Genomic DNA, 20452 nt, shown 5'->3' on the forward strand with positions numbered 1-20452 from the left:
GGGCAGGCGAATGACCTTCTTCAACTCGTAACTTTCGATATTTCTGAAGAAGGATTCGGCATAGATATCCAGTATGCTGGTCGCTAATATATGAAGGCAAAGCACGTACTTTTTGTCATTTCATTGGTTGCGTTTCCTCTGTTTGATGCAATGGGTCAGCAGGCATTCGATGTTATATACATCGAATACCCTCCTTATTATTTCACTAACAACGGAAAGCCAGATGGCTACCTATTGAGCCGGGTGTCTTCTGTTTTTAACTGCGCCCGTATAGACTATCGCCTGATGGTGTATCCGTCAAACCGTGCATTGCACGAGGTAAGAACCGCTTCAAATACAATTTCTATCGGATGGTTCAAAACGCAAGATCGTGAGCAATTTGCGAATTACTCTCTTCCTCTTTGCCAAGCGCGACCCCAAGTCGCAGTCTACTTGAAAAAAAATGAAGATAAATTCGCAGAGTTCAGGAGCTTGAAGGATTTGCTTTCTAAATCAAACTTAAAGATCGGTGCAATAAAGGGACACTCTGAAGGAGAGACTGTTGACTCAATCATTCGCAATAGCAGTGACAACGTCATCTTGGTTGGAGCAGAGCAAATTAATCTGATAGCTATGCTTGGCGCAGAGCGCTTTGAATTTATACTCTTGCCTCCGGAAGAAGTTCAGCATCTTCTTGCCTCTTCCGGGATGAATCCTCGTGATTTTGAGATGAAAACACTCGATGACATCCCGCCAGGGAACAAGAGGTATTTAATATTTTCTAAAGACATCAGCGACGAGACTATTCATTCAATTAACACGTGTATTGCTAAATCACACTTTGAAAGGTGATATGTACGTCCAGCGAATCCTGACATGCCGGAGGCCGTTGGAACACAGATGTCACCTCTTTTCTGCACTTATTGCCGCGTTTTGCCGGGTGACGGGTGACACCGAACTGGAGAAGCTGTTTTATGTTATGTGGTTATCTCGGCGGACTCCATTCATGGCATTCAAGAGGTCGTCGGTTCGATTCCGTCCAGCTCCACCACACATTTCAAGGGGTTAGATCGAAAGATCTAACCCCTTCTGCTTTTGTCGGGCTGGCGTCCTCAGTCACAATTGTTGGACCCGCAAGCTGAGACGGCCCGCGAAGCACAATCACACCTATTTCGGCGTCGAAACAACGAAACGCTTGGGGCATCCAAGGGCTTCCCAACTGTGCTTCTGTAAACCTCCCATGTTTAGCGCCAGTCGAAAGTTGAGACCCCCGGCGAGTTGACTGCGAGAGATGCCGAGGATTGCCAGCATAATCTCCCGGAACTCTTATGCTCCCACCGTCAGTGTGATGGCCGTATCCGGCGCGCCATAAATGAGTAGGTAGGCGCCACCGTCGACTGCGCCAACAACTGTTTTTCCCCCTATGCCCCAGTCCTTGAGGTCGAATTCGGCGTTATACAGATACCAGGATCGCGCGCCGGTCAGTGTGAGAGGGGAAGTCGCCGACCATCGAAACCACTCGCCCAGCCCATCGGGGCCGATCGTTACCGTGTTGTGCACTGGTTCAAGCGCGGGGACGGTCTCAAGCGGGCGGTACCGGGTGCCGCACCAGACGAGGCATTCCTCGCCCTCCCGCTCCTCGATCACCAGGTCGCTGAGGCCCCAGCCGTTGTCGACGGGAATTTTGAGACACATACGGGCGACATGATCACTCTCTCCCGGATAGACGATTTGCATCAAGTCAAATCCCGCTGTGCGGAGCGATACGGCGAGGTAGCCTTCCAACCCCTGGACCTTTGCCAGTTTGATCAGGGGGGGCTGCCGCCCCAGGGCCAGAAAGGCGCTGTAAGGTTCATTAGTCGTCAGCCAGCGTCTGCCGATGCGTGTCTGCCATCGGGCCGACAGGGGGGGAGCAGGGGGGAGTTCATGGCCGACGGGGAGTTCCATGTTGTAGTGCCCCATTCCGGAGGGGATACGCACAGCGAGATAACGGCGCCCGCCTGCGACAAATCCACGGTAGGACGTGGCGGGACAGCTGTCGGCCACGAAGCGGCCATCCTGACGGAGCCTGAGTCCATCGAGGGTGGGTTGCCATTGATCGTTGATGAAACTGGAGATGGTCAGCGTATGGTCCGCACAGGCATCCAGCCGTTGCAAGCCATAGCTGCTGGCGTAGATTCCGGTGACGGCAGCCAGTTCACGGTCGCTCGCCGGGATGGCTGGAAGATTGGCTGGTTCCAGCGGCACCGGGACATGGGTGATGCTCCCCCGCTCGGCTAAGGCGTGGAGCAGGATCCGTTCGGCCAGGGGGATGGCAATGCTCCCTATTCCCATGCGGTTGGTGACCATGACCACGACCGCGAGGCGCTCATCGGGGGCGACGATGAAATAGCTGTGGTAATGATCTGCGTCACCCGCCTTGTGCCATGCCTTCACCCCTGCCGCCGCAAGCCCCCCTTGATGAACGCCGTCCCACCCCAAGCCAAAATGGGCATGGTGATCCGTGATCGGGTTGAACGGCAGGTTCACGGTTTGGTCTCGACCCATCTCGGCCACGGCTGCTTCAGAGAGGATCCGCCGGTCCCCCAGGCGTCCACCATTAATGAACATCATTGCCAATCTTCCAAGATCGCCCGGCGTCGAAAATAGTCCGCTTGAATAGATGTTGGCATATTCCTGGGATTCAGGGCGCCCTGTTTCATCCAGGGCGGGTGCGAAGTCGCCGGGGGGGAAGGGGGCCTGGGCGAAGCGGCTGTGGCCCATCTCGAGGGGCTCCAGGATTTCCTGCTCGACAAACCCGGTATAGGTCTGGCCGGTGAGTGCGGTGATCAGCAGTTCGATCAGCATAAAGCCATCGCTGCCGTACACCGCCATTTCCCCCGGCGCGTGCTTGAGGCGCTCGGCGGCCAGCATGTCCCGAACTTGGGCGGCATAGCCTGGGCACGGCATAGCGGTGAGGACGTCAGGAAAATGGACGCCGGGGAGCCCGGACGAGTGGTTGAGCAGCATCCGCACGGTGATGTCCCGCCAGGGTTCGCCGTCGGCCATGCGGTAATCGGCCATGTAGCGGACCAGGGGGGCGTCAAGTTCCATCACCCCTCGATCAACCAGGATCATCGCTGCAGTTGCGGCTATCACCTTGCTGCAGGAGGCGCTGCAGAAGAGGGTTTGCGTGGTGGGCATCACGCCACGGGGCCGGTCGATGGAGCCGAACGCCTCAGCCCAGAGGATGCGCTCTTCATCGACGAGGGCGACAGAAACCGCCGTCGTCCTGCTCTCGCTCCCGTTCAGCTCCTTCAGAATCTCGGCGCGGGATGCGGAGATCGTGTCAGCATAGGTGACCGTGCTACTGGGCTGGGAGTACAGGTGAGGGCCGGGGATGGAGTTGCTCGTCATGGCTGTCTCCTCTGCAGATACCGGTGCGGGTGCTTGGGTACGTTTCCTGGAATGGCTTTCCCCACAGAGTGAGTCCCGAGGTTTTGATTATAACGGATCTTGTCCGCATTAAAAGGGCTGAAAAGCAGGACCAGCCACAAACCCTTCTGCTTTTGTCGGGCTGGCTTCCGCAGTCAAAAATGTTGGACCCGCAAGCTGAGACGGCCCGCGAAGCACAATCATCCCTGGTCGAGCATTTCGGAAGATGGTCTCTCGGGGCTTGCCACCCATGATGTCACCCCCCGCAGTGTGGCAGCGTCATCGTTGGGGCCAGAATGCTACGGGGGAAGTGGTTGGGACGTGCCTCAGGCAGGAATATAATCAGTTCAGCTTGTTGTGCGAGCCTGATTTCAGGTGCAGCCCGCGTCTGTGTTCATCGAGTGGGGAAAAAACACCTAGGGTTTGATTTTGATAATCATAATCGATTAAGCCGGGCCATCCCAACGAGGAACACCAGGACCAAAGGAGCTGACATGTACATCCCAAACGATCTCGCCCCAGGCGCATGCGCGAGCCAGGTGATGCTGAACGGTCGTCCGGCCAGGCGCGTGGCTCTGCATACGATTCAGTTCACCATGCAGGGTATGATTCTGATCGGCCAGGGCATGCTGGCCTTGTCGGAGCGCTACGGCCTGCCGGTGCAGCTGCTGCGCGACAGGATGAAATTCAATCTCTTCACCGTGCCGCCGAGTGAATCCGTGTATTTTCTCTTCCATGTGCCGGAACTTGATGCGGACATGCATGTGGAGATACCGGCGGCTCATTGGCGCTTTGTGGTGTAATCCCGGCCCGCTATCCCCAAGGCGGACCACAAGGGGGCGGTTGCGTTCAGCCGCCCCACCCCTCGCCAATCAGTTGAAGTTGACAATGGTTTTCAATTTCAATAGTCAGGGCTGCGCCGACACCGGCCCGGCGGCAGCGCCGCCCAGACCACACCCTGACCGCACCCAGACCGTAAAGGAGCTTCCGTGACCCCCTCCCGCGCCGCACAGGCCCTGGCAACGCTTTTGGCCATCCGCCAACCCGTCTTCCTCTGGGGGCCGCCCGGCGTGGGCAAGAGCCAGGTGGTGGCCCAGGTGGCCGCTGGCCTGGACATGGAGCTCCTGGATATCCGCGCCGTGCTGCTGGACCCGGTGGACCTGCGCGGCCTGCCCAAAATCGGCAGCGACGACCGCGCGCACTGGTGTCCGCCCTCGTTTCTGCCAACTTCCGGGCGCGGGGTGCTGTTCCTGGACGAGCTCAACGCTGCGCCGCCGCTGGTGCAGGCCGCCTGTTACCAGCTGATACTGGACCGCAGGCTGGGCGAGTACGTGCTGCCCGAAGGGTGGAGTGTGGCCGGGGCGGGCAACCGGGAGCAGGACCGCGCCGTGGTGTACCGGATGCCCTCGGCCCTGGCCAACCGGCTGGTCCATCTCGATTTCGAAGCCGACCTGGACGACTGGACCGCCTGGGCTGCGCGCTCAGGCATCTGCCCCGAGGTGGTGGCTTTCCTGCGCTTTCGTCCGGCCCTGCTCCAGGGATTCGAGCCGGGATCGCAGGCGCGGGCCTTCCCGTCGCCGCGCTCCTGGGCCTTCGTGTCCTCAATCGTGCAGGCGTCCCCGGACCCTGCCGTGGAGATGGAACTCTACCAGGGAACCGTGGGCGAAGCGGCGGCCCTGGAATTCGCAGGGTTTCTGCGCGTCTGGCGCGAACTCCCGGACACCGACCACGTGCTGCGAAGCCCGTCCCAGGCCCCGGTTCCGCAGGAGCCAGCCGCCGTGTACGCCATCTGCGAGGCCCTGGCCCGCAAGGCCGCCGCAGACACCATCGGCGCGCTGGCCAGTTATGCGAAGCGCCTGCCCCTGGAATTCGGCGTGCTCCTGATGCGCGACGCCGTGCGCCACGACAACGCCGTGGCTCACACGGACGCCTTTGCCGGATGGGCGCGCGAAAACGCCCACATCCTGGTCTGAGCCCGTGACCCCACAGGAGCGCATGACCCGCGCCCGGTCGCAGTTGGTGCTGGGCCAGCCCTTTTTCGGAGCCCTGGCCCTTGGCCTGACCCTGCGCGAAGACGCAAACTGCCAGGGCATGTGGACCGACGGCGTGAGCCTTGGCTACAACCCCGGCGCAGTGGCGGCCCTGCCGGACGCCCAGGTGCTTGGCATGCAGGCCCACGAGGTGATGCACCTGGCCTGCAAGCACCACCTGCGGCGCAATGGGCGCGACAAGGAGCTGTGGAACCGCGCCTGCGACCTGGCCGTGAACGCCATCCTGGTGGAGGCCGGGTTCTCCCTACCCAAAAATTCCCTCCAGGATTCCCGCTACAAGGACATGGCCGCCGAGGACATCTATCTGGCCCTGGCGGCAGTGCAGCACTCCAAGGGGGGCGCTGAGAATACGTCCGGCCAGGAACAGGACGTGGATCAGGCCGACGCTCCCGGTGGCGCGCAGCCCTTGGGAGACGGCCAGGAGGCTCCTGCCCGGCCCGAAGGGGTAACTCCCGGCGACAGGCGCGACCCCGGAGAGCAGCGCGTGACGCCTGGATCAGGACGCGCGGCCGACCCGCACAGCCCCCTGGCCGACCCTTCGCAGCTGGGAGAGGTGCGCGACCATCCGGGGCTGGAGGGTCCGGACAGCGGCAGGGACAATACGCTTCAGGAGATGGAGCGGCAGGCGGACATCGACGTGAGCCGAGCTGCCAGACAGGCCAGCGGCATGGGCGCGCTGCCCGGCGCGGTGGCCCGGCTGGTGCGCTTCCAGCCTCCTCCGGAGCTTGACTGGCGGGCGCTGTTGCGCCGCTTCGTCATCCGGGCCAGCTCCAGCGACTACTCCTGGAGCCCCCCCAGCCGCCGCCACGTGCACATGGGCCTGCACCTGCCATCTCCGCGCTGCGAGACCCTCTCCGACATGGTGGTGGCCGTGGACTGCTCCGGCTCCGTTGACCAGAACGCGCTGGACGCCTTCTGCGCGGAGCTGTCCGCCATCCTGGAGGCCTACGACACCCGGCTCACGGCAATCTTCTGCGACTGCGCCGTGCGCGACGCCCGTCAGCTCACCCGGATGGACCTGCCCCTGCGCCTGGAGGTCCGCTCCGGCGGCGGCACGGACTACCGCCCGGTTTTCCAATGCGTGCAGGACCTGTGCATCCTGCCCGCCTGCCTTGTGTACCTGACGGACCTGGAGTGCGGCCTGTTCGGCCCGGAGCCGCCCTATCCGGTGCTCTGGGCGGCCAGAGGCCCCCGTAAGGAGCCGCCGCCCTTCGGCGAGCTGATCCGTCTGGAATAGTTCTTCCCAGCACCCGCACCGAGAGGACGCCATGCGCATAACCTGGACCATAGAGAAAAAACGCGGCAACCATCGCCCAACCCTGACCTACGAGATCGTGCTGGACGAGCACGAGCTGGATCTGGCCATGCCTCCGGTACGCGTGGAATCAAGCATCGAGGAGCCGACAGCGTCCTGGCAGGGGCACTGCCATCCGGGCGAGAACGAGCGCTCTGGCTCGCCCTGCGCCAAACGCTATTTCCTGGAGACGCCGGGCCACAAGAGCCGCAAGTGTTCGGCCAGCCTGCGCCTGCCCTGGCGCGACGACAACGAGTACCCCGAGGTGGAAGAGTCCTTGGCGGCCCTGCGCGCAGCCTTCGAGGAGCAACTGGCACTCAGCCACGCCAGCGAGCCCATGAGCCAGCGCGGGGAGTTGCGCGGAACCCTGGCCTCCCGGCGCGGCGTGGCCGCCAGCGCCCTGGCGGGCCAGATGCTGCGGCTGGCTGGCTGATTCAAGGGAGCCGGGACCATGCCCGGCGAGGATTGGTGTCTGGATGCGAAGGGCTTGGGCAGGCAAAGGCTGGACTTCAGGTGTTCCTGACGTGACTGCGTCAATCCGGTGCGCGACGTCACCGCCGCGCACCGCTAGGCTGTCCAGGGGGAGAGACCGTCAAATTAGTGGATCACGATACCGAGTTTCCCGATGTTGTCACGGGCCGCCAGCACGCTCCAGTCATGGCCGCAGCTCTTGGAGAAATGGAGCAGGGCGGCGAAATCGTCCCTGGAATTGAAGTCGTCGAACACCACGACCGTGCCGCGCTTGATGAGCGGGTTCAGGGTCATGAGCACAAACAGGGTGGAGGAGAACAGGTCCGCATCCATATGCAGGACCAGCTGGTTTTCCGGCTTGAAGTCCTGAAGGAAGGGCACCAGGGACTGGTTGAACCAGCCTTTCACGAAGGTGACGCGCGGATCGTCGATCAAGGGTGTCTCGCCGTTGGTGGTGAACGCCCCCTTTTCCTTCTGCCCGGTGACCCAGTTCTCGGGCAGACCCTCGAAGCTGTCGAAGCCGTAGAACCGCGATTTGGGGTGGGTGTTTATCGACGTCCACTTCCTCATGCTGTCGCCCTGGAAAACGCCGAATTCCAGGTAGTCGATGGGCTTGCTCCCGATCATCTTCTCGTGGACGGCCCTGTAGAGCACGTCCCTGCGCTCGTACTCGTAGGAGAGCAGCTCGATCCCCTGCAGCTTCTCGCTCATGGTCTTGTTGAAGAGCAGGTCGTAGTAGCCCTGTTCCCAGACGTCGACGTTGCCGGAAAGAATGAGCTTCACCGCAGCCTGGACGTTGTCCTTGGAGAACATCTGCAATCCTCGCTTGTTGTCGGTAGTGGCCTGGCCCGTACAAGGCAGGCTGTCGTTTCTGTTCCTGACGGTTCCGGGCGTCCGGAGGCGGTCAGGTGGCAAAACGTTCATGTCTTGGCATGCGCATCGACCAGAGCACATTTCATGCCAGGTGTCCGCTTGGGCAGGACTTTCCGCCCAATTGAGGAAAGTCCTGCAAAGGGTCGCGGTTCATCCCTGCTCCAGGCTGCGCGCCAGGCTGCCTCCGGCCTCGCTGCGGCGCGGATTCACGATCCACGGGCGTCTAGAATGCGATCACCTGCTTGCCCACCATGGTCCCGGTGAGCTGGCTCAGGTGGGCGTTGCGCACGGATTCGACCGTCAGGCCGCTGTGGGTGCGGCTCAGGGTGGTGCGCAGGCGTCCCTGGTCCACCAGACTGGCGATGCGCTCCAGTATGTCGCCCTGGCGGCCCATGTCCGGGGTCCGGAACAGGGAGCGCGTGAACATGAACTCCCAGCAGATGCGCGCGCTCTTCTGCTTGAAGAGCCTGATGTCCAGGGGGCCTTCGGGGTCGTCGATCAGGCAGATCCCCCCTTGTGGGGCCAGCACCTTGGCCATGGCCGCCCAGTGTTCCTCGGCGTGGGTGGTGCAGAAGATCGCATCGACGGTCTCGATTCCTTCCGCTGCCAGGCGTGCGGGCAGGTCATCCCTGCCGACAACCACCGAGGCCCCAAGCTCCCGGCACCATGCGGCGGATTCCGGGCGGCCCGCCGTGGCCGCGACCCTGATTCCAGCCCAGGCCGCCAGTTGGATGATCATGGAGCCCACTCCGCCAGCACCGCCGACAACCAGCAGCGTGCGGCCCTGGTTCGCGTTTTCGTCGGGGGTGAAGTTCAGGCGGTCGAAGACACCCTCCCAGGCTGTCATGCCCGTGAGCGGCAGGCTGGCGGCCTCTGCCTGGGTGAGGCTGGACGGGGCCGCAGCCGCAAGGCGTTCGTCCACCAGCTGGTATTGGGCGTTGCTGCCGTCGCGGGTCAGATCGCCTGCGTAGTACACGGTCTGGCCGGGGGTGAAGCGCCTGACCTCAGGTCCGACCGCGTCCACGATTCCTACGGCGTCCCAGCCCAGGATGGCCTGCTTGCCCGGTGCGAGCCGGGCGAACACCTTGGTGTCCACGGGGTTGACCCCGGCGGCCTGGATTTTCACCAGGATGTCGCGGCCTTCGGGCCTGGGAACGCCCCGCTCCTCCTCACGGAATGCCAGGGGATCGCTGGGTGCGTATCCGCCTGTGGCGATGATCGCTTTCATGATTCTCTCCTGCTGCGTGTTGGTGTTGAACGGATGCTCGCGCCGGTCCGTGACCACGGGGCGATCCCTCTGCCTCGCCCTGTGCTTGGGGCCACGCTGGCCTATACATCCGTTGCCGCTTTGGCTGCAATCTCCGGGAGGGTTTGCGCGCTCTTTCGGCAGACGTTGGCAGACGTTGGCGCGCGTGCAGTTTCCGGCGTGGGATGCTCCTGATCCCCATATAGGCAGGGGTGATTGAAAAGAGAAATTAATTGTTGTTGTCTGATTGATTAGGCTTCGTTATCGATCGTGCATGAAGCAACCTGACCTGGAAATCGACCTGCTGCGCACCTTCATCACCGTGTCCGAGACCGGGAGCTTCACCGCCGCCGGAGACATCCTGGGCCGGACCCAGTCCGCCGTGAGCCAGCAGGTGCGCCGCCTTGAGGACATCGCGGGCAAGGCTTTGTTTGCGCGCACCAGCCGAAGCGTGAGCCTGACCAGCGACGGCGAGCTGTTGCTGGCCCACGCGCACGCCATCCTCGCGCAGAACGACGAGGCCATGCGCCGCCTGAAGGCCCCGCCGGTGGAGGGCGCCCTGCGTCTGGGCGTGTCGGAGGACTTCATCCCCCGCCAGTTGCCGGTGCTGCTTTCGCGTTTCGGCAAGGCCCACCCCGGCGTGCGCCTGGAACTCATGACCGGGCTCAGCACGCTGCTGGTGGGCGCGCTGAACGATGGCGCGCTCGATCTTGTGATCGCCAAGCGCGATGCCCAGCCGCAGTCCGGGCGGGTGATCTGGCGGGAGAAGCTGGTGTGGATCGCCTCGGCGGAGTACGCCCCGGACCGGGACGCAACCCTGTCCCTGGTGGCCCTGCCCGCGCCGTGCTCCTACCGGCGGGTGATGCTGGACGTGCTGCGCGGGTCGGAGCGTCCCTGGCGCGTGGCCTGCACGGCGCACAGCATCATGGGGCTTCAGGCTGCGGTGCTCGGCGGGCTCGGGGTGTCGATCCTGGGGAGGTCGTTTCTGGGATGGGACCTGTCCGAGGCCCCCCCAACGCTTGGGCTGCCGCCGCTGCCCGACACCGAGATCGCCGTGTTCGGGGAGGAGGGCGCGCGGGTGGAGCTGGCGGACTGCCTGGTGGGCTTTCTCACCGACGCGCTGGGGCGCATGGCTCCGGGCATTCCCGCAGGGCGGACGGGAAGTGGACAGACTGCGCAAAGCATGGGAAACTTTCTCATCTCAGGGAGGCGACCATGCAACACGTGACGCGCTATGTTCTGTTCCTCTTGCTCATGCTCTTGCCGCAGCAGGGATGGGCCGACGAAACATATTTCATAACCCGCGAGCAGATCAACCTGTCCGCGCTGCTGGCGCCTCCCCCAGCTGTCGGCTCCCGGGAGCAACAGCAGGAAATGGCGGTGCTCCTGAATTTTCAAAATACCAGGACCCCCGCCCAGGTGGCCTTCGCCAGGGCCGACATGGATCGCTCCGTTTTCCGGTTCCAGGACGTCATGGGCGAGAACTTCACCGCCCAGAAGCTGCCCCAGGTGGCGGCATTGTTCGCCAAGATTAAAAAGAGCGCCGACCACATACTTGCCCCGGCGAAAGCACATTGGGACCGTCCACGGCCCTACACGAGCAATCCGGATATCCACCCCTGCGTGGACAAGCCCGACAATGCGTCGTACCCCAGCGGGCATTCGACGTTCGGGACGGTTTCCGCGATCATCCTGGCCAACATGGTGCCGGAAAAGCAGACGGCGCTCTTCGAGCGCGCCGAGCTCTACAGGCTCAACAGGGAAATCGGCGGCGCTCACTATCCCAGCGACGTGCTCGCGGGACGCATTTCCGGGACCGTCATCGCCGCATTCCTGCTCCGCAGTCCGGAGTTCCAGGCGGAGTTCGCCGCAGCCAGGAGTGAGCTCCGCACCGTACTGGGGCTCCCGGCTCTCTAGTGTTGCGTCTTTATAATCCGTCCATAACCATTTATTTTAATTTTGAAAAACATATTCATGTTTTTCAAAATTGCGACACGAGAGGCGCTCTGCCTTCTCCGCTCCTGCGATGGTCACACGAAAAGGGACCGCCTGAAGATGTTCAGGCGGTCCCTCTTGGTTTTGACTATTGGATAGAGGCTATTCGGGCAACGGGGTGACGCTCAACCGGCAACCTGACGAGCGCCTGTCATCCCTGCCTGCGCGGGCCACAGGCGCACCGCCAGCGCGCCCAGGGCGGTGAGCGTGGCCAGGGCCGACACCGCCATCCAGCCCCACTGCGCCTGCAACACGCTGCCCAGCGCCGAGCCCGTGGCCATGCCGATGAACATGCCCACGAACATGATGGCGTTCAGTCTGCTGCGCGCGCTGTGGTCGATGCCGTAGATGATGGCCTGATGGGCGATCAGCGTGGCCTGGACGCCAAGGTCGAAGCCGATGGCGCTGGCCGCCAGCAGCCACAGCTGCGCCTGCGGCGACACGAACGGCATGAGGAACAGGGCCGAAAAAGACAGGGCCACCAGCCCCGCGCCAAGCCGAGTCACCCGGCCCGGCCCCTTGCGGTCGGAGATGCGCCCCGCGATGGGAGCGGCCAGCGCGCCTGCTGCTCCGGCCAGTCCGAAGGCTCCGGCCACCTCGCTGCCCAGATGGAAAGGCGCGGCGTAGAGCATCACGGCCAGGGTGGACCAGAAGGCGCTGAATCCGATGGACAACAAGCCCTGGGAGAGCGTGGCCCTGCGCAATTCGCCGTGGCGGCGCCAGAGCTGCGCCAGCGACCCCAGCAGTTCGCCGTAGCTGTGGTGGATGGCGGGCGTGAAGCGCGGCAGGGTGCGCCAGGCCTGGACTCCCACCAGGGCGATGCTGGCCGCCGCGCCGAAGAAGACGACCCGCCAGCCGAAGTGCGCCGCCACCACGCCGCTCGCCACGCGTGAGAGCACGATGCCAAGCAGAAGGCCGGTCATCACCGTGCCCACCACATTGCCGCGCTGGGAATCCGGGGCCAGATGGGCGGCGGAGGGTACGATGTCCTGGGCCAGCGTGGCTGACAGGCCGATCATCAGGCTGGCCGCCAGCAGGAACCAGATGGACGGCGCGAGCGCCGCGAAAAAGAGCGCCAGGATGAGCACCGCAGCCTTGGTCAGGATGATGCTCCGCCGGTCGTAGCGGTCCCCCAGCGGGGCCAGGAGCAGGATGCCCAGCGCGTAGCCGATCTGCGTCATGGTGGGCACCCAGCCCACCATGTGGCCCGAGGCCCCTATGTCGCCGCCGAGAACCCCCAGCAGGGGCTGGCTGTAGTACAGCGTGGCCACGGACAGGCCCGCCCCCGCCGCAAGGAAGAAAACCAGCGACTGGGGCAGCTTCCCTGGTGCGGCCTGGGGGGACGCGGCTGTCGCGCCGTGAAGGGGCGCTTTGGGGCCGTGATTGGTCGTCATGATGGAATGTCCTTATGTGGATTCGGTTGGTTGGTCGATTGGGCATCACGGGCCGGGTTCTGGCTCCCGGAGTTCCGCTCCCTTCGATTCAACAGCTAAGGACGTTCAGCATATTTGTGAAATATATTATTCTTGTCAGACTGATAGTCTAAACTTATTATTGGAGCATGGAGCTACGACATCTTCGCTACTTCGTGGCCGTGGCCTCGGAACTGAACTTCACAAAGGCGGCTGAGAAGCTCTTCGTGGCACAACCGGCGCTCAGCACCCAGATCGCCGATCTGGAGCGGGAGCTGGGCATCCAGCTTCTTATCCGCAACACGCGCGTCGTCCAGCTCACGGCGGCGGGCAAGGCCTACCTGGAGGACGCCCGGTCCATCCTGGCCGAAGTGGAGCGCGCCACCAGCAAAGCCTTGCGCGTCTCGCGCGGGGAAGTGGGCGAGCTGTCCATCGGGTTCTTTGCCGCGCCCACCATGTTCTTCCTGCCGGATCTGATCCGGCGCTACCGCGCGAGCTCTCCGGACGTCACCATTCGCATGCACGAACTGACGCCGGACAGGCAACTGGCCGCCTTCACGTCGGGGGAGATCGACCTCGGGTTCACCCGCCCGTTGCCGCCCGGGCACGCGAACCTGGCTGTCCGGGTGCTGTTTCGCGAGCGGTTCCTGGCGGTGGTGGCCGAGACGCACCACCTGGCGTCGCGCTCGCAAGTCAGCCTGCCGGAGCTTGCGCCTGAGCCGCTGGTGCTGCTTGAGCGTTCAGTGGCCATCAGCCTGTACGATCAGGTGATCGCCGCCTGCCAGGGGGCCGGGTTCTCGCCCCAGGTGGTCAACAGCCCTGACCTGATGGCCACGGTGCTGACCATGGTGGCAGCGGAACAAGGGATCAGCATCGTGCCGGAAGGGGTCCAGAACCTCCGGAGCAGGCAGGTGGCGTTCGTGCCGATAGTCCCGGCGCTGGAGCCGATCCCGCTGGTGATGTGCTGGAACACGAACCAGGATTCGCCTGCGAGAGATGCGTTTGTGCAGCTCGTCCTGGAGCGGGAGGAGGATATCCGGAAGGGGTTCAGGTAGGTTGGGGCAGTAGGGCGGCGGGCCGCCGGAGTGCACGGCGAAGGCGCGAGAAGGTTATCAGGGACGTTGGGGCGACGGGTGAAAACAGGGCTGGCAACCGCACTCCGACCGCCAGCCTCCACGCGGCCCCCGCTAGTGCCGCACTCTCTCGAAGAACTTCCGGTCTTCCACCTGGATGTGGTCCACCAGCCAGCGCAGCAGATACCTGAGCACCTCGTGCGAGGCCTGGGCGACGTCCTCCTTGACCTGGACTTCCAGGTCTCCTGCCTTCCACAGGAATTCGGCGTGCAGCCCTTCGTGCCTGTCCAGGCCGTCCCAGTCGGCCTCTTCCATCAGCTCTTCCTCGTCCTCGAAGTGGGTGGCCGCGTAGGCCAGCATGCCCTGCAGCGCGTCCAGCACGCCCTGGCGATGCTCCCCGGCCTCCATCTGCTCGCCGAGTTCGCGGATCATGTGGATGAGCAACCGGTGTTGCTCGTCGATTTCGGCATTGCCCATTGTCAGCGAGGAGGACCAGTCCGGGGTGTTCATGGGGTACGTCCTATTCCTGGAGTGCTCGGTCTTGGAAACGGACCGGGCCAGGGGCGGCAACCCCGTGGCCCGGCAGTCCGGAATAACTACAGCTTCACCGTGACCAGCGACGCCGTGCGGATGGCCTTCTCTTTGGCCTCGTCCACGTCCTTGCCCAGGGCCAGGGCCACGCCCATGCGGCGCAGGCCGCGCACCTCGGGCTTGCCGAACAGGCGGATGGCCGTGTCCGGCTCGGCCAGGGCTTCGGGCGCGATCTGGTAGCTGGGGGAGTCGGAGTCGCCCTCGGCCAGGATGACGCGGGAGGCGGCAGGCCCGTAGAGGCGGATGGCCGGGATGGGCAGACCCAGGATGGCCCGCACGTGCAGCGCGAACTCGGACAGGTCCTGGGAAATCAGGGTGACCATGCCCGTGTCGTGGGGCCGGGGCGACACCTCGGAGAACAGCACCTGGTCGCCCTTGATGAACAGCTCCACGCCAAAAAGCCCGCGTCCGCCCAGGGCGGCGGTGACGGTGGCCGCCATGCGCTGGGCCTCGTCCAGGGCCTTCGCGCTCATGGGGTGGGGCTGCCAGGATTCGCGGTAGTCCCCTTTCTCCTGGCGGTGGCCGATGGGCGGGCAGAACGAGGTGCCGTCCGCGTGGCGCACGGTCAGCAGCGTGATCTCGTAATCGAACTCCACGAACCCTTCCACGATGACCCGTCCGGCCCCGGCGCGTCCGGCGGTCTGGGCGTACTCCCAGGAGGCCTCGGCCGAGGCCGCGTCGCGGGCCACGCTCTGGCCCTTGCCCGAGGAGGACATCACCGGCTTTACCACGCAGGGGAAGCCCACGGCCTCGCACGCGGCCAGGAATTCCTCTTTGGTGTCGGCGAAACGGTAGGGCGAGGTGGCAAGGCCCAGCTCCTCGGCGGCCAGACGGCGGATGCCCTCTCGGTCCATGGTCAGCCGGGCGGCCCTGGCCGTGGGGACCACGGTGACGCCTTCGGCTTCCAGGGCCAGGAGCTCCTCGGTGGCGATGGCTTCGATCTCCGGCACGACGAAGTCGGGCTTTTCCGCCTCGATGATGCTGCGCAGGGCGGCGGCGTCCAGCATGCTCACCACGTGGGAGCGGTGCGCCACCTGCATGGCCGGGGCGTTGGGATAACGGTCCACGGCGATGACCTCGACGCCGAGGCGCTGGGCCTCGATGGCGACTTCCTTGCCGAGTTCGCCGGAGCCGAGCAGCAGGATTTTGGTGGCGGATGACGTGAGCGGCGTGCCGATGGTCGCCATGAAGACCTCCTTGAGCAGGGACGTAAAAGTGAGTGAACAGGCTACAGAGAAGCCCTGGCGAGGACAAGGGGTTTGTCGGCAACGAGCAGGCGCGGAGCGCGCCCTGGTGGCGGGGTGGAAAAACAGCGGGCGCGTCATCCGGCCGATGAAGCGCCCGCAGGAAGTGCTTGCAGAAGGACGGCTCAGGCCGGGAACAGGTTGTTGATCTTGCAGGCCGCGCAGGCCGCGCCGAAGCCGTTGTCGATGTTCACCACGGTCACGCCGCTGGCGCAGGAGGTGAGCATGCCAAGCAGCGCCGAGAGCCCGGACAGCGACGCGCCGTACCCCACCGAGGTGGGCACGCCCACGATGGGCTGCGACACCAGCCCCCCGATGACGCTGGCCAGCGCCCCTTCCATGCCCGCCACCACGATGATCACCCGCGCCTTGCGGATGACCGAGAGCCGGTCCAGCAGGCGGTGTATGCCCGCCACGCCGACGTCGGAGATCACCGAGGCCCGGCTGCCCAGCATCCCGCAGGTCACGCGCGCCTCCTCGGCCACAGGCAGGTCCGACGTTCCAGCGGTGACGATGGCGATCTCCCCTTCCTTCCAGGCGATCTCGCCCCGCGTGAGGGTCAGGGTGCGGCCCAGGGCGTTGTACTCCGCATCCGGGCAGACGGACTGCACGTGCCTGGCCATCTCGGGCGAAACCCGCGTGGCCAGCACGTTGGCGTGCTCGCGCATGCGCGTGAATATCTCGCCCACCTGCTCCGGGGTCTTGCCCTCGCCGTAGATCACCTCGGGGAAGCCGTTGCGCAGGGAGCGGTGCAGGTCGATCTTGGTGTGGCCCATGTCCATGAAGGGGAAGTCGCGCAGCTGCTGCATCCCCTGTTCCACGTCCAGGCTGCCGTTCTTGATGCCGGTCAGCAGTTGCTTCAGTGTCTCTTGCGTGTCCATGATCTTCTATCGTGTCTCGGTTACGAGGTTTTTACGTTCAGGCTGCCCATGCGGTAGCCTGCCAGATCCACGGCGACGTGGCGGTAGCCCAGGCTTTTGAGCCGGGCGTCGATGCCGCTGCGCTTGTCCGCCTCGATCAGGTCGGCAATCTGTTCACGCGGGACTTCTATGCGGGCCAGCTCACCATGGCTGCGCAGGCGCACCGCCGCGAACCCCAGCTCCTTCAAAAATTGCTCGGCCTGGTCGATGCGCCGAAGTTCCGCGTCATCGATGCGCGTGCCGTGTGGAATGCGCGAGAGAAGGCACGCCGCCGCCGGTTTGCCCCAGGAGGCCAGGCCGTGCTCCCTGGAGAGGTCCCGGATGTCCTTCTTGGTCAGGCCCGCCGTGAGCAGCGGGCTTTTGACGCCGAGCTCTCCCAGCGCTTTGAGGCCGGGGCGGTAGTCGTCCAGGTCGTCCAGGTTGGTTCCGTCCAGGACGTGCTCGATGTTATCGGCTGCGGCCACCTGCCCGAGCAGGGTGAAGAGGGCCTTCTTGCAGAGGTAGCAGCGCTCGGGCGGATTGTCGCGCAGCAGTTCCGGAAAGGGGACGTCCAGTACCCGGTGGGCGGCCTGCATGGCCAGGGCCGCGCCCGAAGCCTCTTCGACCTCGGCTTGCGCCATGTACGGCGTGGAGATGGTCACGGCCAGCACGCCGTCACCCATGGCCTGGCGGGCGGCGTACAGCAGGAAGGTGCTGTCCAGCCCGCCCGAGAACGCCACCACGGCCCGCTGCATGGAGCGCAGTCCGTCCAGCAGGTTCCGGTACTTTTCGTCTTTGGTGGGTTGCGACATACGCTCCGCTACTTCCTGTGCCTTCCGATGAGGGTGTACACGTCGCCAAGGGGCAGGCCGTGTTTGCGCGCCAACTCCCGGCAGTCTTCCAGCTCCGGTTTGGAGCGGATCACTTTTCCGTCCCGGATGGCGTTCTTCATGGTCACCGGCCCAAGCGGCGTGTCCAGGCGCTCGAAGGAGATCTCCAGCACGGTCTTGTCGATGGGGATGCTCTTCACCCCGAGCGTTGTGGTGTGGCGGAACAGCAGGTCCTTGAAGCGCTCCTCGTCGGCGGCGGAGCACAACAGCGACACGCAGGTGGCGGGGCGGTTCTTCTTCATGACGATGGGCGTGAAGTGCACGTCCATGGCCCCGTTCTCCATCAGCACGTCCATGGCCACGCCCAGCATCTCGCCGGTCATGTCGTCGATGTTGCATTGCAGCAGCCGGGCCGCCTGCACAGACGCGCCGCATCCGGAGTGCGCCGGGCGGGCCAGCTGGACCCGCAGCACGTTGGGGATGGCCACCTCCCGGTGGCCGACTCCGTAGGCGGTCTTTTCCGAAATGAGCGCCGGGGTGGCGGTGAACTGGTCCGCCAAGGCCGCCAGGATGGCCGCGCCCGTGGGGGTGGTGGCTTCGTGGTTCACCGCGCCGCGCGTGGTGGGGACCCCCTGGAGGATCTCCACCGTGGCCGGGGCCGGAACCGGGATCAGGCCGTGGGCGCAGCGCACGAAGCCCGCGCCGAGCTCCACCGGGGAGGCCCACACCGCGTCCACGCCCAGGCGGTGATAACAGATGGCCGCGCCTACGATGTCCACGATGGAGTCGGTGGCGCCCACCTCGTGGAAGTGGACTTCACGGAGCGCCTTGCCGTGGACCTTGGCCTCGGCCTGGGCCACTTTCAGGAAGATGGCCAGGCTGGTCTGCTTGACCGCGTCCGAAAGGGTGCTGCCCATGATGATGGCCTCGATGTCCGCGAGGTTGCGGTGCGCGGCATGGCCGTGATGGGCATGCGGGGCGGCATCATGAGCGTGCTCGTTCTCGTGATGCTGGCCGTGCGGGGTGTCTTCGTGGTCATGGCCGTGATGGCTTCCGTGCGCTGCATGGGAGCCTGAATGGTCATGATGGTGCCCGTGATGAGGCTCGCCGTGGTCATGCCCATGTCCGTGCGATGAACCCTCGCGGTTTCCGTCGTGAGCATGATGATGGCCGTGCCCCTCGCCTGCATGGGCCAGGGCCTGCCCGTGCTGATGCGCCTTGCCGTTTTTCAGCACCACCTCCACCTGCGTGCCGTGGATGTCGCTTCGGGAACTTTGGCTGACGCGCAGCTCGAACTCATGGTCCAGGCCGAGCCTTCCGAGTTCGGCCCGCAGGTATTCGGGCTCGACCCCGAGGTCGATCATGGCGGCCAGGTTCATGTCGCCGCTTATTCCGGCGAAGCAGTCATAGTAGAGTATTTTCATGGCTCGATGCGCCTTGAGCGCCTGTTTCCGGTTCGCGCCCGCGCGCGGCAGACAAACCGCCGTATTCGTTCACGGGGCGGCGCGGCAGCGCGCCGCCCCGTGGGATAAGTCGTACCATCGGAGTGCTGTGATGAAAACATGAGGCGCATGCGCCATTGTTTCAGCACGGCGACGGGGCCAACTACTTGAGCCCGGTCTTGAAGTGTTCCTTGATCCCGGCCACGCGCGCCTGGAAGTCCGGTCCTTCCATCTCTGCGGCGACCCGCTCCATCATCTCCGGGATGGCGATGTGCTGCGGGCATTTGTCCAGGCACTCGCCGCAGGCCACGCACTGGGAGGCGAAGCCGGGCTCGCCCGAACCCGTGATGCCGCTCACGAACGCGATGTACATGAATTTGGCCTCTTCGACGTTCCCGAACATGTGCATCTTGTTGAAGAAGTCGAAGCAGATGGGGATCTTGACCCCTGCCGGGCAGGGCATGCAGTACGCGCAGCCCGTGCAGCCCACCTGCATCAGTTCCTGATATTTCTTCCCGGCGCGCTCTACGAGTTCAAGCTCTTCCACGGTCAGGGAGCCTGCGTGGGCCTCGCCTGCGATGGCCAGGTTCTGTGCGATGTGGGTTTCCTCGTTCATGCCCGACAGGACCACCGTGACCTCCGGGTGGTTCCACACCCAGCGAAGCGCCCATTCCACCGGAGTGCGCCTGGTTTTGGCCTCGTCCCAGATGGCGGCCACGGCCGGGGGCGCTGCGGCCAGCCCCAGGTTGCCCCCGCGCAGGGGCTCCATGATCACCACGCCCAGGCCCTTGGATGCGGCGTATTGCAGGCCGGCGGTCCCGGCCTGGTACTGCTGGTCCAGGTAGTTGTACTGGATCTGGCAGAAGACCCAGGGGTATCCGTCCACGATGCGGCTGAAGTCCTCGGGCAGCCCGTGGAAGGAAAAACCGGCGTTGACGATGCGCCCGTCCTTTTTGGCCTGGTCCAGGAACTCGCAGATTCCCTGGGCCTTGATGGCGTCCCAGGCCGGGCCGTCCAGGGCGTGGACCAGGTAGTAGTCGATGTGGTCGGTGCCAAGGCGTTCAAGCTGGGCGTTCAGGTAGCGGTCCATGTCCTCGCGGGTGTTGATCAGCCACGTGGGCAGCTTGGTGGCGATCCTGACCCGCTCCCGGTAGCCGTCCTGCAGCGCCCTGCCGAGCAGGGGCTCGCTCGCACCCCCGTGATAGGGCCAGGCGGTGTCCACGTAGTTGACCCCGCTGTCGATGGCGCTCCTGATCTGGGCGATGGCCCGGGGCTCGTCGATCTGCCCGTCCGCCATGGGCAGGCGCATGCAGCCGAAACCGAGAATGGAGAGCTCGTCTCCGGTCTTGGGCATTTTTCTGTACAGCATGGTGAGTCTCCTTTGTCGTTGATGTACTCTTATCGGGGCCGGGATGTCCCCGGAAGCGGGCTACAGCTCCCGTCGCCTGAGACGCAGCAGCATCTCGCTTAAGTCCAGCGCACCCGGCTGGCTCATGATGAGGGGGGCAACCCGTGCGAACGGGCCGGAACAAGCCTGGAATTCGTCGCGCGGCCTGTGTGTTCCTCCGTCCATGCCTGGGTCAGCCGCGTTGACGGCTTCGTGTGTCGACCGTGTTTGTTCATTCATCGGAATTGTCC

General features: G+C 64.3%; 19 protein-coding genes. 8 read left to right on the top strand and 11 right to left on the bottom strand.

Annotation, left to right across the window (positions count from 1 at the left end; genetic code table 11):
- Window positions 1-90: 90 nt before the first annotated feature.
- Window positions 91-831, top strand: a complete 741-nt coding sequence (locus G453_RS27055) for a type 2 periplasmic-binding domain-containing protein (protein WP_084502125.1) — start codon at window positions 91-93, stop codon at window positions 829-831.
- Between the two features lie 474 nt (window positions 832-1305).
- Here the strand turns inward: G453_RS27055 and G453_RS22540 are convergent, their stop codons facing one another.
- On the bottom strand, window positions 1306-3375 hold the full coding sequence (locus G453_RS22540; RefSeq protein ID WP_051271783.1) for a serine hydrolase domain-containing protein: 2070 nt from the start codon (window positions 3373-3375) through the stop codon (window positions 1306-1308).
- A 512-nt stretch (window positions 3376-3887) separates the two neighbouring features.
- Between G453_RS22540 and G453_RS0105535 the strand changes: the two genes are divergently transcribed.
- The 4 genes from G453_RS0105535 (at window position 3888) to G453_RS0105550 (ending at window position 7171) form a co-directional block, all read left to right on the top strand.
- On the top strand, window positions 3888-4196 hold the full coding sequence (locus G453_RS0105535; RefSeq protein ID WP_027190246.1) for a hypothetical protein: 309 nt from the start codon (window positions 3888-3890) through the stop codon (window positions 4194-4196).
- Window positions 4197-4382: 186 nt separating this feature from the next.
- Entirely contained in the window at window positions 4383-5366 is a 984-nt protein-coding gene (locus G453_RS0105540; RefSeq protein WP_027190247.1) for an AAA family ATPase, read from the top strand.
- Window positions 5367-5388: 22 nt separating this feature from the next.
- Window positions 5389-6681 (top strand): vWA domain-containing protein, encoded by a 1293-nt coding sequence (locus G453_RS0105545; protein ID WP_043644658.1) that lies wholly within the window; start codon window positions 5389-5391, stop codon window positions 6679-6681.
- Between the two features lie 31 nt (window positions 6682-6712).
- The gene (locus G453_RS0105550) at window positions 6713-7171 is read left to right on the top strand and encodes a hypothetical protein (RefSeq protein ID WP_027190249.1); all 459 of its coding nucleotides are present in this window, start codon (window positions 6713-6715) and stop codon (window positions 7169-7171) included.
- 164 nt (window positions 7172-7335) lie between these two features.
- Here G453_RS0105550 and G453_RS0105555 read toward each other — a convergent pair whose 3' ends face one another.
- Together G453_RS0105555 and G453_RS0105560 are read right to left on the bottom strand one after the other, a co-directional pair.
- Window positions 7336-8022, bottom strand: a complete 687-nt coding sequence (locus G453_RS0105555; protein WP_043644661.1) for a TylF/MycF/NovP-related O-methyltransferase — start codon at window positions 8020-8022, stop codon at window positions 7336-7338.
- Window positions 8023-8305: 283 nt separating this feature from the next.
- On the bottom strand, window positions 8306-9310 hold the full coding sequence (locus tag G453_RS0105560) for a zinc-binding alcohol dehydrogenase family protein (RefSeq protein WP_027190251.1): 1005 nt from the start codon (window positions 9308-9310) through the stop codon (window positions 8306-8308).
- 292 nt (window positions 9311-9602) lie between these two features.
- On the opposite strand from G453_RS0105560, the gene G453_RS22545 reads away from it, so the two are divergent.
- Complete coding sequence (locus G453_RS22545; RefSeq protein WP_084502126.1) at window positions 9603-10556, top strand: LysR substrate-binding domain-containing protein; 954 nt, start codon at window positions 9603-9605, stop codon at window positions 10554-10556.
- Entirely contained in the window at window positions 10544-11245 is a 702-nt protein-coding gene (locus G453_RS0105570) for an acid phosphatase (protein WP_027190252.1), read from the top strand. The genes G453_RS22545 and G453_RS0105570 overlap by 13 nt, the downstream gene beginning before the upstream one ends.
- 203 nt (window positions 11246-11448) lie before the next feature.
- Here G453_RS0105570 and G453_RS22550 read toward each other — a convergent pair whose 3' ends face one another.
- Complete coding sequence (locus G453_RS22550) at window positions 11449-12717, bottom strand: MFS transporter (protein WP_043644664.1); 1269 nt, start codon at window positions 12715-12717, stop codon at window positions 11449-11451.
- A 167-nt stretch (window positions 12718-12884) separates the two neighbouring features.
- Here G453_RS22550 and G453_RS22555 point away from each other — a divergent pair, with 167 nt between their 5' ends.
- A complete protein-coding gene (locus G453_RS22555) occupies window positions 12885-13790 on the top strand; it encodes a LysR family transcriptional regulator (RefSeq protein ID WP_084502127.1) in 906 nt (301 codons plus the stop codon).
- A 132-nt stretch (window positions 13791-13922) separates the two neighbouring features.
- Here G453_RS22555 and G453_RS0105585 read toward each other — a convergent pair whose 3' ends face one another.
- The 7 genes from G453_RS0105585 to G453_RS0105615 all read right to left on the bottom strand — a co-directional run bounded on the left by G453_RS0105585 (window position 13923) and on the right by G453_RS0105615 (window position 20441).
- A complete protein-coding gene (locus G453_RS0105585; RefSeq protein ID WP_027190253.1) occupies window positions 13923-14318 on the bottom strand; it encodes a bacteriohemerythrin in 396 nt (131 codons plus the stop codon).
- An 86-nt stretch (window positions 14319-14404) separates the two neighbouring features.
- Window positions 14405-15586 carry a formate-dependent phosphoribosylglycinamide formyltransferase gene (gene purT / locus G453_RS0105590; RefSeq protein ID WP_027190254.1) on the bottom strand — a complete coding sequence of 394 codons (1182 nt, stop codon included), beginning with the start codon at window positions 15584-15586 and terminating at the stop codon, window positions 14405-14407.
- Between the two features lie 182 nt (window positions 15587-15768).
- Complete coding sequence (larB, locus tag G453_RS0105595) at window positions 15769-16524, bottom strand: nickel pincer cofactor biosynthesis protein LarB (RefSeq protein WP_027190255.1); 756 nt, start codon at window positions 16522-16524, stop codon at window positions 15769-15771.
- A gap of 20 nt (window positions 16525-16544) precedes the next feature.
- Window positions 16545-17354, bottom strand: a complete 810-nt coding sequence (gene larE, locus G453_RS0105600; protein ID WP_027190256.1) for an ATP-dependent sacrificial sulfur transferase LarE — start codon at window positions 17352-17354, stop codon at window positions 16545-16547.
- A gap of 8 nt (window positions 17355-17362) precedes the next feature.
- A complete protein-coding gene (larC, locus tag G453_RS0105605; protein ID WP_027190257.1) occupies window positions 17363-18796 on the bottom strand; it encodes a nickel pincer cofactor biosynthesis protein LarC in 1434 nt (477 codons plus the stop codon).
- A gap of 181 nt (window positions 18797-18977) precedes the next feature.
- Window positions 18978-20183: an aldo/keto reductase gene (locus tag G453_RS0105610; protein WP_027190258.1), complete on the bottom strand. Its 1206-nt coding sequence runs from the start codon at window positions 20181-20183 to the stop codon at window positions 18978-18980.
- Between the two features lie 60 nt (window positions 20184-20243).
- Window positions 20244-20441, bottom strand: a complete 198-nt coding sequence (locus G453_RS0105615; RefSeq protein WP_027190259.1) for a hypothetical protein — start codon at window positions 20439-20441, stop codon at window positions 20244-20246.
- Window positions 20442-20452 lie beyond the last annotated feature (11 nt).

This window comes from Fundidesulfovibrio putealis DSM 16056 (assembly GCF_000429325.1).
Lineage (GTDB): Bacteria > Desulfobacterota > Desulfovibrionia > Desulfovibrionales > Desulfovibrionaceae > Fundidesulfovibrio > Fundidesulfovibrio putealis.